The following is a 16,818-nucleotide window of genomic DNA, read 5'->3' as shown; positions in this document are numbered from 1 at the left end:
GTCGTTCGGGATCGACAATCGATACGCCGGCACGTGGGTCGTCCTCGCCTCGACCGCCTCGGCGCGCAAGTTGCCCAGCAACTCCGGGGAGCGTGCCCAGCGGGGAGCGCGGCCAGCAGCTCCGGGGAGCGCACCCTCCCGGGCTCGCGTTGCGTTTGCACCCTCAGCAGGCACGCGGGAGGCTGTCCTGTCCGCGCGCTCGAGGCGCCGCTGGAGGTTGACGCCGAGGATGGCGCCGGATGGAGCGTCGACGTATGCTCCACGAAGGGCCATGCACGCACACAAGCTCATTGTCCGCGTTCCCAAGTCGCGGCACGTCGAGATCGACCTTCCAGAGGATGTGCCGGAGGGAGAAGCCGAGGTCATCGTGCTGATTCACGAAAAGCGAGACGCGCACTCCATGGAGGGTGGACGCCATGAACGGCTCTTGGCCGCTTGCCGTGCCGTCGACGCGTGGCGCGAAGAGAACCCGGAGCGACTCTTGTCGAAGGAGCAGGTCGATGCCGCGCTGAGCGCGGAGCGCGACAGCTGGGGAGAACCGTGAGTCGAATCTATCTGGACTCTTGCGTTCTCATCTATCGGGTCGAGGGGGCGGAGCCCTACAGGGGTGCATCGGATCGCGCGCTGCTCTCGCTCGGATCGAGCGATGCGTACATATCGCCTCTTGTTCGACTGGAATGCCTCGTGAAACCCGTTCGGTTGAATGATAGCGGCTTGCGAGCGATGTATGAGGGCATGCTCTCCGCCTTCGAACTCTTGCCGCTCTCCCCGGAAGTCTTCGACCTCGCGACCACGCTTCGAGCGCTGCACGGGCTGAAAACCCCCGATGCTCTTCATGCAGCGTGCGCCGTCCACCACGGCTGCGATCAGATCTGGACGAACGACGATCGTTTTCGGCAGCTGAGCAGCAGGATCGCTGTCAGGATCATCGGCTGACCCCCGCCGCCGCGCGCACCGCCACCTGCTTGCCGCTGAACGCCACCGCGAGCGCGTGCACCGGAGACGCGCCGGCGGCGCGGAGCTCGGCCGTGTAGTCCCTGCGGTCGATCTGCGACAGCCCCTCTTCCAGCGCTTGTTCCAGCGTCTGGCCCCCCCGCGCCACCTTCATCTCCAGCACGACGCCGGGGTTGCCCGGCTGCCGGGGCCGCACCAGCACGTCGGGCCTCCCTTCGCCGGACTCGCGGTTCGACCGCACCTCGTAGTCGGGCTCCAGCGTGGCGAGCAGGCCCGCGACGAACCCGTGATAGACCTCCTCCGGGCCGAGGCGGCGCGCCTCATGGTACGAGAGGACATTCACCACGAACGCCCGGAGCTGCTCCTCGAAGGTGGTCACATCGCCGCTCAGCAGCGCCCGCACCAGCCGCCGCGAGCTCGCGCCCTGCCCGGACAGCCGCCCCTCCATCCAGTCGCGGAAGGTGCTGATATACACCTCACGCACCTCGTCGTTCGGGATCGACAATCGATACGCCGGTACGTGGGTCGTCCCCGCCTCGACCGCCTCGGCGCGCAAGTACCCCGAGAACACGAGCAGGGCGAAGAGCGCCCGCGGGCTGCCCGGCAGCTGGTCGAAGGCCACGTTCTCGTCGAGCCGCTGCTCGATCGCGCCCCCCTCGAGCAAGATGGCGATGTCGTCCTCGACGTCGAGCGCGTGGTGCACCAGCAAATCCCTGATGAGCTCGTTCGAGCTTGTCGACACCCAGTAGCTGCGGGTGCGCCGGTCGTCGCTGGCCAGGAAGCTCAGCACGGACCAGGGATTGTAGAGAACGGTCTCGCCGAAGATGTAGCCGTTGTAGGCCTTGCGGACGCTCTCGAGCCTGTCGAGCGCGCTCCCGTCCCTGAGGAGCGCGATCACCTCGGGCTCGGTGAAGCCGAAGCAGGTGGAGAACTCGGTGCGCAGGAGCGAATAGACACCGATGTTGTTGAGGCCAGAGAAGATGCTCTCCCTCGCGATCCGCACGACGCCCGTGAGAACGGCCCTGGACAGGTGAGGGTTGTCCTTGATCCCGCCCGTCAGGAAGGCGCGGAAGAAGTCGAGGACCTCGCGGGCGTAGCCCCCGACGAACCCGGCGTGGATCGGCTCGTCGCACTCGTCGATCAGGATGACGACCTTCTCGCCGGAGGCGCGGTGCAGGTACGCGGAGAGATCGAACAGCGCGCGCTGATAGAGCACTTCGTCCGCGGTGCCGTCGAGGATGGCGCGGTAATCTCGCGCCTCGCGCTCGCTCAGGGCGCCCCCATCGAGGAGCGCCCGGTGCTCGTCGAACAGCGCCTCGATCTTCTTCTGGATGGCCTTCCAGCACGCCTCGAAGGCGGGCGCCTTGACGTCCCGGAACGTCATGAACACGACCGGATAGCGCTGGAAGTGCGCCCGGTACGCTTCGCCCGCGCGCCAGATGGAGAGATCCTCGAACAGGTGCGAGAGGTCCTCGTCGCGCCTCTCGAAGAAGCACCGGAGCATCGACAGGTTCAGCGTCTTGCCGAAGCGCCGCGGCCGCGGGAGCAGGAGCCCCACGAGCCCTGGGCGGTCGAGGAGCTCCTGGATGAGGTGCGATTTATCGACGTAGACGAGCCCGCGCTCGCGGAGATCGCGGAAGTCGGAGACGCCGAGAGGGACGTGCTGAATCATGGGGGCGCTCGACGGGCAGGGCACCAGGAGCATGGAGAAGTGCGAGCTCGGCAGCAAGCGGGCAGCTCCGGCCGTCAGCGTTCGCCGCTCCGGCCGCCAGCGCGCGCCGCCAACCCAGAGGCCGTCACGAAGGTGGCACGCACGAGCTCGTTGGACGGCAATGTCGTGCGGGCGCGCGCGGCCGCGGAGGGTATCCTGAGCCGCGCGCCCGATGCCTCGCCACGCCCCACGCCCCCGCCGCCTCGCCGTCCCGCGCCGCGCGCTGCTCGAGGCCGCCGCGGGCGCGGCGCTCGCCGGCGTCCTCGGCCTGCCGGCGCGCGTGCTCGCCGCGCAGGGCAAGGCCGCGGAGGACGAGTTCTTCCTCTTCATCCACGCGTCGGGCGGCTGGGACGTGACGCTCTGGGCCGATCCTCGGAACGAGGCCAGGGGCCTCGTGAGCCCCGCGACGACCGACAACACGGACATCGCGGGGCTCCGCCTCTGGGTCGACGCGCCCGCGGCCGGTGGCGCGAAGAGCTTCGCGCCGGTGACGCCGAAGGGCTCGAGCCTCGTGTTCGGCCCGGGCATCGGCGCCCTCGCGGACATGCATGATCGGCTGTGCATCCTCAACGGCCTGGCGATGAACACCGTGAGCCACCCCGACGGCACGGCGTTCTCGACCACGGGACGGCACCTCAGCGGCGGCCGCACCGTGGCCTCCAGCGTCGACGCGATCTGCGGCAGCGAGCTCGGCGCGGGCCAGACCTTCCCCGTCGTCTCGGTGCAGTTCCCCTCGGCGTTCGTCGGCGACCGCCTCGATCGGCGCGCCGTCCCGCTCATGGTCGGGGAGATCGGCACCCTCAGCCGCTCGTTATCCCGCGCGCGGCACTACGACACCGACGAGGATCGCGCCGCGGTCACCGCGCTCCTCTCCGAGGAGGCCAGGTCCCTCGCCGAGCGATCCAGCCACACAGACGCCCTGCACGGCTTCGCCATCCAGGCGGAAGGGCTGGGCCAGATGCTGAGCTCAGGCCTCCAGGAGGTGTTCTCCAGGGGCAAGCTCATCCAGGCGCACCCGGAGTTCAACCACGCGGCCCGCTACGCCAGGCAAGCGGCCGTCAACGCCGCGTTCGCGATCGAGGCCATGCGGCGGAACGTGGTGCGCTGCGTGAGCTTCTCGAGCAGCGGGTTCGACACGCACACGAGCACCTACCGCCAGCACGCGGCCACCCAGCAGGAGCTCTTCGATCTGATCGCCGCCCTCCTCGGCTCGCTCGACAAGACCCCGCACCCGACCCGGGCCGGCAAGAAGCTCTCGGATCACACCCACATCCTCGTGACGAGCGACTTCTGCCGCACGCCACAGCTCAACACGGCGATGGGCCGCGACCACTACCCCAACAACTCCGCCATGGTGATCTCCCCGCGCTTCCGCGGCAGCTTCGCGTTCGGCAAGACCGACCCGGAGCAGCTCCTGCCGGCCCCGGCGAAGACGTTCCAGGGCGGGCCGCGGCCGATCGCCCCGCCCGACCTGCTCGCCACCTTCCTGTTCGCCTTCGGCATCTCCCCGCGCGAGCACCTGCGCGACGGCGAGGTGGTGCCGGAGTTGCTCCGGTCGCCGTGACGCTCCTCCGCCGAGCGGCGTCCGCCGCCGCGCTGTCGCTCTCGTCCTCTGCGCTGTCGCTCCCGTCCTCCGCGCTGGCGCTCTCGCTCGCCGGATGCGCGTCGCAGGCCGCGGCGCCCCTCCCGCCGCTCGTCGTGCGCGAGGTCGCATGGCCGTCCCCGGGGGAGCTCGGCCCGGTGCGCGCGGTCGCCGACGACGGGCGCCGCGTCGCGGTGTTTCACGACGGCGCCGCGGCCGTCTTCGTGAACGGCGCCCTCGCCAGGGTGGAGCGCGCGCCCCACCGCTGGGTGAGCGCCGCGGCCCTGCCCGCGCCCGACGGCTACGGCACGTGGATCGTCGGCGTCGACGCCGAGGGCCGGCTGCTGCGGCTCCCGGGCCAGGGGGCCTTCGAGGTCGTCTCCGACCGCTACGGCCTCGAGCGCGCCGCGGTGCGGTCCGCGATCGGCCTCGGCGAGGGCGGCGCCACCTTCGCGCTGGACCGCGAGATCGCGGTGGCGGACGGCGAGACCGTCACGCGCTACGCGACCGGCCCGCTCGCGACGCTCGCGGCGGGGGCCGGGCGCGTGGCCTTCGCGGCCGGGGGCGATGGGCTCGGCGCCCTCGACGTCGCCACGAGGGCGCTGCGATCGTACCCGCTCCCGGCGGAGGGCGCCGCGCCGCTGCTCGCCCTGACGGGCGCGGGCGCGCTGCTCGCGGCGACGCCCGATGCGCTCTACGCGGAGGACGGCGCCGGTGTCCTGCGCCTCCGGTTCCGGGCGCGCGCCGCGCTCCACGGGCTCGCCGTCTCCGGCGACCGCGCGTGGTTCGCCGACGGCGACGAGCTCGGCGTGCTCGAGCAGACCGGCGCGCGCGAGACCCGCGGCGCGCGTCTCCCGCAGGGCGGCAGGCTCGTCGGCTCGCCGAGCGGCGACGTGTGGCTGCTCGCGTCGGGCGCCCTCCGGCGCTTCGCCGCAGAGGACGGCGCCGGGACCGCCTGGGGCGAGATCGCGCCCGTGTTCGCCCGCGCGTGCGCGCGCTGCCACCGCCCGCGCGGCGAGGGCGGCGTCGACCTCTCCACGCCCGCGGCGTGGGCTTCGCTCCGCGAGGCCATCGCGCGCCGGGTCGTGGACGAGCGGAATATGCCGCCCCCGGGATACGCGCTGTCCGAGGCCGACCGCGCGCGGATCCGCGCCTTCGTCGGGCGCGCAGGGCCGCCCGCGCGGCCGTGATGCGGGCTCGCCGCCGTGGCCGTGATGCGCGCCGCCGTGGCCCCGATGCGCGCTCGCCCGCGCGGCCGTGAGGCGCGCTCGCCGCCGCCGCGCGCCCGTCTTGCGCTACCCTGGGGCACCATCGCGAAGAGGAGAGCTGCCTGATGATGTCGTTCAGCCCGGATCCGCGCGTCGCAGAGCAGCAGATGCACGCCATCATCTACTACCTCACGGGGTTCGGGTACATCGACGGCGAGCTCGATCCGACCGAGAAGTCCTTCATCCGCGGCTACATCCACGACCTCGTCCGGCAGCGCGCGCGCGACGCCCTCGGCGGCGAAACCCAGGAGAACCAGGACGTCGTCGGCCGGTGGACCAGCCACTTCCACGAGGTCTTCTCCGAGATCGACCACCAGATCCAGAGCCATTTCACGGAGAGCGTCGCCGAGGGAGAGGACCCGAAGGACTTCGTCCTCTCCAAGATCAAGCTCCGCTGCTTCGAGCTCCTCGACGGCTTCGACGACGACAACCGCAAGGCGCTGCTCGCGACCGTCGACGAGCTCATGCTCGCCGACGGCGTCGTCCACCCGAACGAGCAGCGGTTCCGCGACGAGCTCTCGTCGCTCCTGTCGGCGTCCCCGATCGAGATCGACGACGTCGACATCGAGACGATCGAGCAGGGCGCGGTGGTGATCGATCCGGCCACGCGCAAGCAGGCGCGCGAGGTCGATCACCCGTTCTTCAAGGCGTTCGAGTGGGACTACGCGAGCGATCCGGCCACGTTCGCGGAGCAGGCCAAGGTCGACATGGACCTGATGCGCAGGTTCGAGGCGAAGCTCGAGGAGCAGCGCGCGCGCGGCGCGGGCCGGCTCGACGGCGCGGCGGATTTCGCGGGCTTCGCCGGGCAGGCGCCCTTCCTCGACGGCCACGTCTACGTCGCCTCGCCCGACCCCGCCGAGGACGTCGAGCTCCTGGTCATCGGCGATCTGCACGGCTGCTACTCGTGCCTCAAGGGGGCGCTGATGCAGGCCGATTTCTTCGCCAAGGTGCAGGCCCACCGCGACGACCCCGCGAACAACCCGCGGATGATGCTGGTGTTCCTAGGCGACTACATCGATCGCGGCAGGTTCAGCTACAACGGCATCCTGCGCACGGTGATGCAGCTCTTCCTCGCCGCGCCCGACAACGTCTTCGTGCTGCGCGGCAACCACGAGTACTACGTCGAGCTGAACGGCCGCGTCCTCGCGCCCGTACGGCCCTCCGAGGCGATGAGCTCGCTCGCGGCCATCGCGCCGAACGAGGTGTTCGCGGCCTACATGCGCCTCTTCGAGGCGCTCCCCAACATGCTGGTCTTCGACAGGATCCTCTTCGTCCACGCGGGGATCCCGCGCGACGAGACCATCGCCGCCCGGTGGACGTCGGTGTCCTCGCTCAACGACCCGGAGATCCGGTTCCAGATGCTCTGGAGCGACCCCAGCGAGGTCGACGCGATCCCCGCGGAGCTCCAGAAGTCCACGGCGCGCTTCCCCTTCGGCAAGCGGCAGTTCAAGAGCTTCATGCAGAAGCTCGGCTGTACCACGCTGATCCGCGGCCACGAGCGCGTCCCGGAGGGCTTCCGCGTCGTGCACGACGACCCCGACGGGGTGCTGCTGACGCTGTTCTCCGCAGGCGGGAAGACCAACGACGACCTGCCGGAGGCCAGCAACTACCGCGAGGTCACGCCGATGGCCCTCACCATCCGGTACAAGGGCGGCGTCAGCCAGCTGACCCCGTTCGCGATCGAGTACGAGCGCTACAACGATCCCAAATACAACGCGTTTTTCCGGGAGCAGCTGCCGCCGCTCTGAGAGCGCCCGAAGTCCGGCCACGGATGGTCGGACTTCTGCGCCGCATCGCGGCGGCTTCGCGCGGGCGGCCCGATGCTAACCCCTTTGATCGTCATGAGAGCGTCGATTGTTCGCTCGGCCTCCTGGTCGTCCAAGTCGCGCCGGAAGTGAACAACCATGCCTTTGAAGCTCATTGCGGCCCCACTCTCCAGGCGAAGCCCTCCATGGTTTCTTGGTGCCTGATGACGCCGCGCAGCGCGCCGATGGCCTTGGTGCATCGCTTGTAAACCACAGAGAGAGGTAGCCTCGCGTCTTCGGCGATCTGGGCCATCGAGAGTCCGTTGAGATCATGTGCCACGGCGCCCGCGAGCGTCCCGAGCTCGTGCGGCGCTTCGACCCGGAGGAGATGATCCCTGCCGAGGTGCGAGCCGCCTGAGCTCCCCCGGGCGTTCCTCCTAGTTCGGCACCTCTTCGTTCTGTCGCGATAGTGCCATCTCGACCGACTTGACCAATTCTGCCGCTTTGCCTCTGTTCGCTTCAAAGCACATCATAAGGATAAGTTCGCTCGCGTGTCTATCCCAGGCTCGCTTCGCTGAGGCTCGCGAGACGAGCGGGCACGGCGCGCACCCCTGCCCTGGCTCGCCCGCTCTCACGTTCGGGAAGGCACGGTTCTAGCTGTTTGAGCCTTCCCGAGAGGGGGACGATGATCTATGATGTGGTCGGCATTTCTGATCGGTGCCAGTTTTGCGATGGGATGTATTGCCGAGCAAGGCGACAAGGGTGCAACCACGGACGAAGGCGCCGAGCCGCACACGGAGGAGACCTCCGAAGCGGTTTTGACCAATCGAGTCTTCTGCAAGGAGGGAGAGCAGGGAGCCCCATGCTCCGACAAGTGCGTGGCACAAAAAATCTATTGCCATGCCGCCTATGCCGCCCATCCCTACAAACCAAGCGTCGGCAATGGCAAGTTGTATGCATGCAACCGATTCGTGCCGGTTGGATGGATGTGTTCGTACACCTACCCAAACGGCGACAATTGTCACTTTCCATTCGGTAGAGGTCCTGCATCACTGTGCATATGATGGCAATAGTCGCCACAGGAGGTGTCGTTGACTAGCGAGGATGCGAGGCTTGCGGCTAGCGCTGACACGGCTGTGGCCATTTTCAATGGGGAAGCGCTGCTTCAAATGCTCGTGTGGCGTTGCGTGTTCGCCAAATGCGAGGAGCATCTGATCGAGGGCCTGGAAGAGCTGAAAGACGGACTTCGTCGGTTCATGGCGCTGCGCGATCAGGGGCTAACCCAGGGGGGGCCGGAGAGGGTCACAGAAGACGACCTCCAGCGCCTTGAGCGGCTCTCGTCGCTCGTGCAACAATGGCTCGCGGGCGGCGAACTGTCGCCGGAAGTTGAGGAGCTCGCACGGCAGCTGTGGGGTGTCCTCGCAGACCCCGGCGCTGGCGTCCAGATGCTCCCTCCTCCGTGACGACGGCTCATCGAACTCGGCGTCCATCGGCGTAGTCGAGCCCCTCCATTTGATCTAGCGCAAGGAGAAATCTGTTCGACCTTCGGCGCGCAGCAGCGATCCAGAATCTCGAGGCGGCCCAGCGGCTGCTCCAGGAGCCAGCGTAACCTATTGGAATTAGGCGATTTTCAACATGTTTGCCGTTCTAGGCCATCGACGCCGGCAGGGCCGGATGTTAGCTTGGGCTCCGCATGAGTGAGTTCGCCGCCAACTGCCCCGAGACATGTCCTTCGCCTGAGGTCCCTGACGTGAACGGCGACATCTACCGTTTCGTGCGGCACAATCCGCCAGCGTATGCGGACATGCGCTCCTGGGAAGACGAAGGGCGCAACCCAGGCCACGGAGACCCATGCGGCCGCTGCGCCCTCAGCGTTCTGACGAGGGCGGAGGACATTCCGACCGCGAGGAAAGCCATCCCGTTCTTCCGCAAGCTGCAGGTTGCCAAGGCGACGCTGAGGCCCGAGCACGGCAAGAGCTGCCAGTCGGGGAACAACGCCTGGCACTATAGCCTGTGGGTCAGGGCCACCCACGGCGCGACGATTCACCAGGAATTTTCGGTGGTGGCGGCATGAGCTTCTCCAGATTCCTCTCCGTTCGTCCGGAGCTCAACAGACCGTCTCCTTGTATCCGGCACGTCCTCTACGAGTACGACGGGCCGAAGCTCGTGCTCGCCGTCGACGAACACGAGCGTCAAGTGATCGGCGTGGTCGTTGACGAGAGCTTCGAGGAAGGCGTCACGCGTTGGGTGTTCGCTCCGGCGGCGCCCGCAGACGTCGTCGCGCTGCTCGAGGGGGGCACGGGGTTGCGTGAGCTCTTCACCAAAGGAACCGTTCGCATCTTCGATCTGGGGCCCAAGGACCCCACCCTCTGGGAGCTCGACGGCGCATCGCTCGCGGACGAGTACCTCCCGGACGCCGATGCGACGTTGCCAGAGCTGACCCCAGCCGCCCGTGAGCAGCTCCTCTCCGAACAGCGTCGCCTTGCGAATGAGCAACAGCGCCCCACATGGGCCGATGCACTGACGAATGTTTTCATCGCGCTGAGGAAACAGGAGCCGAAGCCGCTGCTGCCTCTGCTGATCGCCATGTCAGGCACCGCGGTCACCGAGGCGGAGTTGGCAGCGTTCGTACGTGGGGCCGACGAAAATGAATCGGCACTCACGCAGGGCCGGATGGCACTGGCAAAGTGGGACAACCAGGACGTGTACGTCGATGCGTCCGGAAACCCCACGATTGCACGCACCAAAGAGCGACGCGCCGCGATCTATGCGAACCTGGCCTTGTCGGAGGAGGTGGAGGCTGCCTTCACCGAGCGTGTCGACGTGCCTGAGGTCCCTGCCATCGTCATCTCCAAGACCTTCGAGCCCTGGTATGCCGAGGAGCGGAAGCGCCGGACCAGTGTGTACTGGGATGACTACGAGAAGTACCTCCGCGACGTGAAGAAGTGGCCGGCGTCGTCGATCTCTTCCCTCGACGAGACCACGACCGAGGTCATCGAGCGCCTGAGCCGCCCGACCCGTCCCGAGGCGAAGCAGACGAAGGGCCTTGTCGTCGGGTATGTGCAGAGCGGGAAGACCGCCAACTTCACGGGGGTGGTCGCCAAGGCGATCGACGCTGGCTACCGGTTGATCATCGTTCTCACGGGAACCATCGAAATCCTGCGCTCTCAGACGCAGCGACGCATGGACATGGAGCTCATGGGCGTCGAGAACATTCTCGCCGGCCAGGATCAGACGGATCCGGTGGTCGCCAAGGAGCTGGACTACCAACAGGACGACGACTGGAAGGTTGGGCGTTTCGTTCGGCACGGCGCTGCACTGGAACAGCCTGGCGTCGTCGAGATCGCACGCGTGACGAGTCATCACAGCGACTACAAGCGCTTGCCGCAGGCGATGACGAAATTGAAGTTCGCGAGGAAGAACAAGCAGAAGCCGCTCAACGATGAGGACAACCTCTTCCACTCCGGTGCCTACGTCGCGGTGATCAAGAAGAACAGCGCGCCGCTCAAGAAGCTCATTCAAGATTTGAAGCCGCTGAAGAACGACCTTGCTGAACTGCCAGTTCTGATCATCGACGACGAGTCCGACCAGGCGTCGGTCGACACGACCAATCCGGCGAAGTGGAAGAAGAGTTCGGCGGAGAATCGCAAGCGGACCACAATCAATCAGCTGATCACGGAGATCCTCAAGATCTGCCCTCGAGCACAGTACGTTGGCTACACCGCGACGCCTTTTGCCAACGTCTTCGTCGACCCGGACGACGAACGGGATCTCTTCCCGGCCGACTTCGTTCTCTCGCTGCATCGACCGCCTGGCTATATGGGGGTTCAGGAGTTCCATGACGTCGGGAAACGATGGGATGACGAGGAGCAATCGGTCGCCAACTCCAACGAGAAGGCGCATGTGCGCCCGCTCGTCGGCGATGCGGACACCAATCCTGACAGCCGGACCGAAGAGCTCCAGGAGGCTCTCGACGCCTGGGTGCTGTCCGGTGCGATTAAGAAGTTCCGCGAAGTGAAGGATAGCCTCACCTACCGGTACCGGCACCATACGATGCTGGTGCACGAGTCGGTTAAGAAGGACGACCACTCCGAAGCCGCCGACGACGTCCGCGCGCTCTGGCGCGAAGCGAAGTTCAATTCCTCCGAGGGATTTGCTCGCCTGCAGAAGCTGTATAGCGAGGACTTTCTTCCCGTCATGAAGGCGCGGGCGAACGGTGCGCCCATCCCGAGCTCGTTCGACGAGCTCAAACCGTTCATCGGGACGGCACTTGCCGAGATAGGAATCGACGCGGATCCGGTCCTGATCGTGAACTCCGACAAGGAGATCCAAACACAGCAGAAGAAGCTCGACTTCGAGGCGGCCAAGGTCTGGCGCATTCTCGTCGGAGGAACCCAGCTCAGCCGAGGCTTCACCGTTGAAGGCCTGACGATCTCGTACTTCCGCCGCAAGGCCGGCCAGGCCGACACGTTGATGCAGGCCGGTCGCTGGTTCGGGTTCCGGCCGGGATACCAGGACCTGGTCCGGCTCTACATCCGTCGGGACTTTAAGGTCGATCTCTATGCAGCGTTCGAAGCGCTGCTCATGGACGAGGAGGCTTTCCGGGACGAACTCAGCAAGTACGCGGGTTTCGATGAGAACGGCATGCCAATGCTGGAGCCGCGGCAGATCCCGCCGCTGGTCAGCCAGCACCTTCCATGGCTCAAGCCGACGGCACGCAACAAAATGTGGAACGCCGTCATCGCGAACAAAGCTCCGACCGGCATTCAGGACCTGTATGGGCTTCCGGTTCGCGGCAGCGATGAGAACCGGAAGAACTTCGAAAACGTTGTGATCCCTCTGCTGGGCCATGCGACGAGCGAGGTCATGCTCCCGTACGAACTCGACGGGAAGTCGGCTCTTCAGCAGCGCGCCCGCGTTGGCCTCTTTGGGGCCGAGCAGTTTCTGAAGCTCTTCGAGAAGCTGTACTGGCATCCCGAGTACGAGGCGAACATCAAGCCACTCCGTGGCTTCATCCAGAAGGCCACCGACGACAAAAAGATCATCGACTGGGCCGTTGTCTGGACATGGCCGAACACTGAGGGACGCTTGGTTGACATCCCGGAGCTTGGCGGCGCCGTCTCGGTCGTGCGGCGCAAGCGGCGTGTGGGTCGTATCGACTTCATCGGTTCGGATCGCAAGCACCGCGCGGCAGCGATGCCGATCACACTTGGCAAGACTGTCGCTCCGCTCGGCGAGTCGCCGACCCGCGGGGTCGTTCTCGTGTCGATCGTTCCTGACCGAGAGCCCGACGAGGTCACGACACCGATCAAACGAGAGGAACTTGTGGGCTTGATCTCGATCGCTGTCCCCGTCAAGGCGGCGCCGCGCAGCAACCTAATCCAGTGGACCGTCATCAACTCGGCGAAGCCTGACGACGTCGTGGTCGACCAGTCGAAGGAATAATCGATATCTCCATAGTCGACAACAATACAGCCGCACCTGTCAAACCCTGCTCAGGGCGCTCGCTCGGATGGCCGGCGGCGAGATCTGCGCGTTGCGCTGCAGCGATGTGGACTTCACGCATGGGCGGCTGGCGAGGTGCCGCGGCGTGATCTGCGGGTAGGCGCATGGCGACGGGAAAGCTACGACCGAAACGACGCGGCGGCTCACGCGCGCTGACACGATCGGAAAACATGGCCGCCGTCCGCACCCGCAACACCGGCCCCGAAGTTGTATTACGTCGGGCGCTCTGGGCTGCCGGGCTGCGTGGGTATCGCCTCCATGTAGCATTGCCCGGTCATCCGGACATTACATTCTCTCGGCAACAAGTCGCGGTCTTCGTCGACGGCTGCTTCTGGCACGGTTGCCCCCTTCACTACTCCGCTCCCGCAACCCGGGCGGCATTCTGGGCCGCAAAGCTCCGCACCAACGTACTGCGCGACGCAGAGGTCGACACCGCGCTGCGCACTGCCGGATGGCATCCGCTGCACGTATGGCAGCATGAACTCCGCGATACCGACCAGGTCGTGGAGCGGATCCGTCACACACTGGGGCTCCCGTCCCCATGTCGCACATCATCTAGGCCGGACCTCAACTCGGCAACTTCTCTCTTGACGGGCGGCGCCCAACCCTGGCACCGATGTACCTGCGGCAACGATGACGCGCAGGTGCTCGAAGTCACCGGACACGGGTCGATCCGACCTGATGCTCGGCACCGCGTCACAGGGGTCACGCTTCGCTGCCGTGCATGCGGAACGATATGGTATGCCGGATCACCTGGCTCTTGACCGGCACTCCGGTATCATGTTCCCGAATCGGTGTCGACTTCGTCAACTTGGAGAAACTCAAGTCGTGGTGGGCCTACTGACGTCACCTGCGCGTCGTTGATACGAGGACAGCCTTCAGGGCACGGGCCAACGACTCTCCGAGCTTAATGGGAACAGCATTTCCCACCTGCAACGATTGAGACTCGATTCCCCCGCAGAAGTACCAGTCTGAAGGAAACGTCTGAAGCAGGGCCGCCTCGCGAACTGTCAAGCCTCGGTGCTGTTCGGGATGTATGAACCGACCTTTGGACGGGTTGGTGCATCCGCCGGTGATGGTCGGCGAAATGTCATCTGCGCGCATCCTTCCATACACGTCGTAGTGTCCGTTGTGCTTCTTGTGGCAATCAAGCACTCGACGTTCTTTTGCTTGTCGCCAGGCGCCTCCCTGAGGAATATGCGCGAGGTATTCCACTGTCTCGGGCCTATGCCGTCGCGCGCGATGCATAGGATCGTCGCTTGCCTCGCCTGCGCGGATACGCGGCAGTTGTCCGATTATCTGTGCCACCGTTGGCGGCTTTTCTGCGCCTCGTGGAAAGACGAACTTACCCATCGATTTTCTTAGCCCGACCACGAAGAGCCTGTGTCGACGCTGCGGTACACCGAAGTCCTCTGCGTGCAAGACGTCGGCGTTCAGCACATATCCGAGATCGTCCGCGGTGCTGACAACCGTCTGCCAGTACTTACCATTAACCGCAGTTCGCAATCCTGGTACGTTCTCGAACAAGAACGCTCGTGGCTTCAAAGCCTGAAGAATCTCAAAATATTGTTGCACGAGGCCGGTGCGATGTCCTCGTCGCCGCCTCTTCAGTCGCGCTGGCGAGAAGTCCTGACAAGGTGGTCCACCGATGATGATGTCAATCCTTCCGCCGCCGGTCCGGAGCGCCTTCAGGGTGGTGATAATCCGTTGCTCGCGGATGTCACTCGCGAGCAGGTGTGTATTCGGAGAGTACGGGCGGACGAATGACTTCTCGTAGGTTGCCGCAGCGTGGCAGTCCTTCTCGACAGCCGCGAGAATTCTGAATCCGGCGTTATGAAACGCGTATGAGAGACCGCCGGCACCACAAAAGAGATCCACAGTTGTGCAGCTGAACGGCGAGGCGGAAAGGTCCGCTTTTGCGGGAGATGCTGCCGTCGGGGGTGTGATCAGGACGCCATCCATGCCGGTGGGTCAAGGGTGCCACGTTCCGGCTCGGCGTAAAAGACCCAGATTTTCGTTACTCGATACCGAGAGGAACGCCCTGAGGGGCCGGCCTGCATGCTCGGCGAGCAACCGACGGGCGGGGGCGGCGGGAGATGTGCCCCGGCAGAAGCGCCGGGCACCGTCTTCCCGGGCGTCTCGGCAGAACGGCCAGGGAGCGTCGCCTATGCGTGCTGTCGATGCGCTCCTCGGCGCGCAGGAAACGGGAGGGCGATCCGGCCGGCCAGGTCGCGCGCGACGCTCGTCGTCAGGGGCGACGACGGCGTCGACGAGCGTGCTCGGCGCTGGCTAACCCTGGCAGTGCCGACGACATCGTGGCGACAGGGATCGCAGTGGCAGCGCACGAAGCCTCGGGAGAAGCCGCCGCAGGCGAGGTAGCGCTCGAGGGCGTCGACCGCGGGTGCGGCAGCGGCGCGGCGTAGGTGGCTTCCGTGTGGGCGACGAAGGTCGCGTAATGCTCGCGGACGAGCCGATGGAGGACGGTGTCGTGGGGGCGGCGCGGAGTGTACGCGGCGGCGATGCGGAGCACGCGCGCCTTCGCAGGCGGCGTGCCGACGCGATTCGATGGGATTCGCATGGAACCTCGGGCCGAGAGCATGACGGCGCCATGGCGGCGCGCGGCTCCCACCCGCGAGCGCCGCCGCGCGCCCGCCGGAGCACGGCGCCGGGCGCTCGACGGGGGCGGGCGTGGCGTCAGAAGGGCGCCGCGAGGCACGCGCGCGTGCCGCCTGCGGCTGCGCTGGCGGACGCGTCCCCTCGATCTCTGGTAGGCTCGCTGGCCGTCGAGCCGCGCGGACCTCCCGTGCGGAGCGCAGGGCCTCCTGCGAATCGCGAAGGAGCCCGGCGCCATCGTCGTTCGCGATCCGCGGGACGTGATCCGCCCGCGCGACCGCCGCGGGTCGGACTTCATCGCTGCAGTCGATGTCCTCTTCGTCTCTTTGTTTCACCGCGCTCGCCGCGCTCGCGCTCGCCGCGACGGCGGCCGAGGCGCGCGCCAGCGCCGCGGAGGGCGCGGCGAGCGCGGGCGGCGTCGAGCTCGACTGGATCGCGCCCGGGGAATGCGCGGATCGAGGGCGCGTGCTGGCCGAGATCGAGCAGCGCCTCGGGCGGTCGTCCGAGGCGAACGGCGAGCCGCCGCTGAAGGCGCGCGCGGTGGTGTCCCGGAACGAGCGCGGGTCGTGGGACCTCCGCCTCACGACGACGCTCGGCGAGACGACACGGTCGCGCGAGCTCCACGGCGAGACCTGCGCGGAGCTCGCGGACGCGGCGGCGCTGATCATCGCGCTCGCCATCGATCCGGACGCAGCGAGCCGCGGCACCCCGACGGCGGAGCCGGCCACCGGCGCGGCGCCAGGCGACATCTCCGGCGAGGATCCAGGCGCCGGCGGGGATCCGGGCGCCGGCGGGGATCCGGGCGCCGGGGCCTCGGCGGCGCTGGACGCATCTCCGGACGCGCCCACCGCCGCCGAGGCGCCGCCCGCGGCCTCGCCCCCGCCAGGGGCCAGCGCGGCCCCGGCGCAGGGCCCGTCGCGCCCCCTCGAGCTGCGCGGCACGCTCAGGGCCTCCGGCGTCCTCGACACCGCGTCGCTCCCGGCGGTCGCCCCGGGCGCCGGCATCGCCGCGGGCCTGCTGATCGGAGCCGTGCGCGTCGAGCTGTCCGGCACCTACTTCGGCGCGCAGCAAGCGTTCGTCGAGCGGACGACGATGGGCGGCGACGTCCAGCTGACCACCGGCGGAGTGCGCGTGTGTTACGCAGTGCGTTATCGCTCGATCGAGCTCGGACCCTGCGCCGGCGTCGAGGTCGGCGTCATGAGCGCGGACAGCTTCGGCGCGGCGTCGCCCGGCTCGAACCGGGCGCTCTGGGTCGCGCCGCATCCCGGAGCGCTCGCGACCTTCACTCTTACGGATCGGCTCCGCGTCCCGCTCACGATCGACGTTCCGTTCCCTGTGACGCGCGATCGGTTCGTGCTCGTCGGCATCGGCGCGGTCCACCGGAGCGCCGCCGCCACGCTCCGCGCCTCGCTGGGGGTCGAGGTGCGATTTCCGTGACGG

Annotated in this window: 13 protein-coding genes; 11 read left to right on the top strand and 2 right to left on the bottom strand. The window is 67.1% G+C overall.

The genetic code is table 11. From position 1 onward, the window contains the following. Positions 1-271 precede the first annotated feature (271 nt). Together WMF45_RS42720 and WMF45_RS42715 are read left to right on the top strand one after the other, a co-directional pair. Positions 272-544 (top strand): hypothetical protein, encoded by a 273-nt coding sequence (locus tag WMF45_RS42720; protein ID WP_437712214.1) that lies wholly within the window; start codon positions 272-274, stop codon positions 542-544. Continuing rightward, positions 541-936 carry a type II toxin-antitoxin system VapC family toxin gene (locus WMF45_RS42715; RefSeq protein WP_437712213.1) on the top strand — a complete coding sequence of 132 codons (396 nt, stop codon included), beginning with the start codon at positions 541-543 and terminating at the stop codon, positions 934-936. The genes WMF45_RS42720 and WMF45_RS42715 overlap by 4 nt, the downstream gene beginning before the upstream one ends. Here the strand turns inward: WMF45_RS42715 and WMF45_RS42710 are convergent. Then, entirely contained in the window at positions 926-2,626 is a 1,701-nt protein-coding gene (locus tag WMF45_RS42710; RefSeq protein ID WP_437712211.1) for an AAA family ATPase, read from the bottom strand. The two genes, WMF45_RS42715 and WMF45_RS42710, sit on opposite strands and share 11 nt — an antisense overlap. A 211-nt stretch (positions 2,627-2,837) precedes the next feature. Here WMF45_RS42710 and WMF45_RS42705 point away from each other — a divergent pair, with 211 nt between their 5' ends. The 8 genes from WMF45_RS42705 (at position 2,838) to WMF45_RS42670 (ending at position 13,529) form a co-directional block, all read left to right on the top strand. Then, positions 2,838-4,229 carry a DUF1501 domain-containing protein gene (locus tag WMF45_RS42705; protein WP_437712209.1) on the top strand — a complete coding sequence of 464 codons (1,392 nt, stop codon included), beginning with the start codon at positions 2,838-2,840 and terminating at the stop codon, positions 4,227-4,229. Continuing rightward, positions 4,226-5,437, top strand: coding sequence for a c-type cytochrome (locus WMF45_RS42700; RefSeq protein WP_437712207.1), 1,212 nt, complete (start codon positions 4,226-4,228; stop codon positions 5,435-5,437). Before WMF45_RS42705 ends, WMF45_RS42700 begins: the two co-directional genes overlap by 4 nt. Positions 5,438-5,580: 143 nt before the next feature. Beyond that, the gene (locus WMF45_RS42695) at positions 5,581-7,263 is read left to right on the top strand and encodes a metallophosphoesterase family protein (RefSeq protein WP_437712205.1); all 1,683 of its coding nucleotides are present in this window, start codon (positions 5,581-5,583) and stop codon (positions 7,261-7,263) included. A gap of 689 nt (positions 7,264-7,952) precedes the next feature. Then, the gene (locus WMF45_RS42690; RefSeq protein WP_437712204.1) at positions 7,953-8,324 is read left to right on the top strand and encodes a hypothetical protein; all 372 of its coding nucleotides are present in this window, start codon (positions 7,953-7,955) and stop codon (positions 8,322-8,324) included. Positions 8,325-8,351: 27 nt separating this feature from the next. Beyond that, a complete protein-coding gene (locus WMF45_RS42685; protein ID WP_437712202.1) occupies positions 8,352-8,723 on the top strand; it encodes a hypothetical protein in 372 nt (123 codons plus the stop codon). Between the two features lie 287 nt (positions 8,724-9,010). Further along, entirely contained in the window at positions 9,011-9,334 is a 324-nt protein-coding gene (locus tag WMF45_RS42680) for a hypothetical protein (RefSeq protein WP_437712200.1), read from the top strand. Next, a complete protein-coding gene (locus tag WMF45_RS42675; RefSeq protein ID WP_437712198.1) occupies positions 9,331-12,705 on the top strand; it encodes a Z1 domain-containing protein in 3,375 nt (1,124 codons plus the stop codon). Before WMF45_RS42680 ends, WMF45_RS42675 begins: the two co-directional genes overlap by 4 nt. A gap of 164 nt (positions 12,706-12,869) precedes the next feature. Then, a complete protein-coding gene (locus tag WMF45_RS42670; RefSeq protein WP_437712196.1) occupies positions 12,870-13,529 on the top strand; it encodes a very short patch repair endonuclease in 660 nt (219 codons plus the stop codon). Between the two features lie 82 nt (positions 13,530-13,611). Here the strand turns inward: WMF45_RS42670 and WMF45_RS42665 are convergent, their stop codons facing one another. Continuing rightward, entirely contained in the window at positions 13,612-14,727 is a 1,116-nt protein-coding gene (locus WMF45_RS42665; RefSeq protein WP_437712194.1) for a DNA cytosine methyltransferase, read from the bottom strand. 960 nt (positions 14,728-15,687) lie between these two features. On the opposite strand from WMF45_RS42665, the gene WMF45_RS42660 reads away from it, so the two are divergent. After that, the gene (locus tag WMF45_RS42660; protein WP_437712193.1) at positions 15,688-16,815 is read left to right on the top strand and encodes a hypothetical protein; all 1,128 of its coding nucleotides are present in this window, start codon (positions 15,688-15,690) and stop codon (positions 16,813-16,815) included. The last annotated feature ends 3 nt before the right edge of the window (positions 16,816-16,818 follow it).

The sequence above is a fragment of the Sorangium sp. So ce448 genome, from assembly GCF_051520915.1.
Taxonomy (GTDB): domain Bacteria; phylum Myxococcota_A; class Polyangia; order Polyangiales; family Polyangiaceae; genus Sorangium; species Sorangium cellulosum_B.
Note: the sequence above shows the minus strand (reverse complement) of the source record. Positions and strands in the feature narration are given on the sequence as shown.

Bases quoted from the DNA above. Each gene is read 5' to 3' on its own strand.
- WMF45_RS42720 (WP_437712214.1), top strand. From the start codon at position 272: ATGCACGCACACAAGCTCATTGTCCGCGTTCCCAAGTCGCGGCACGTC.
- WMF45_RS42710 (WP_437712211.1), bottom strand. From the start codon at position 2,626: ATGATTCAGCACGTCCCTCTCGGCGTCTCCGACTTCCGCGATCTCCGC.
- WMF45_RS42705 (WP_437712209.1), top strand. From the start codon at position 2,838: ATGCCTCGCCACGCCCCACGCCCCCGCCGCCTCGCCGTCCCGCGCCGC.
- WMF45_RS42695 (WP_437712205.1), top strand. From the start codon at position 5,581: ATGATGTCGTTCAGCCCGGATCCGCGCGTCGCAGAGCAGCAGATGCAC.
- WMF45_RS42690 (WP_437712204.1), top strand. From the start codon at position 7,953: ATGATGTGGTCGGCATTTCTGATCGGTGCCAGTTTTGCGATGGGATGT.
- WMF45_RS42675 (WP_437712198.1), top strand. From the start codon at position 9,331: ATGAGCTTCTCCAGATTCCTCTCCGTTCGTCCGGAGCTCAACAGACCG.
- WMF45_RS42670 (WP_437712196.1), top strand. From the start codon at position 12,870: ATGGCGACGGGAAAGCTACGACCGAAACGACGCGGCGGCTCACGCGCG.
- WMF45_RS42665 (WP_437712194.1), bottom strand. From the start codon at position 14,727: ATGGATGGCGTCCTGATCACACCCCCGACGGCAGCATCTCCCGCAAAA.
- WMF45_RS42660 (WP_437712193.1), top strand. From the start codon at position 15,688: ATGTCCTCTTCGTCTCTTTGTTTCACCGCGCTCGCCGCGCTCGCGCTC.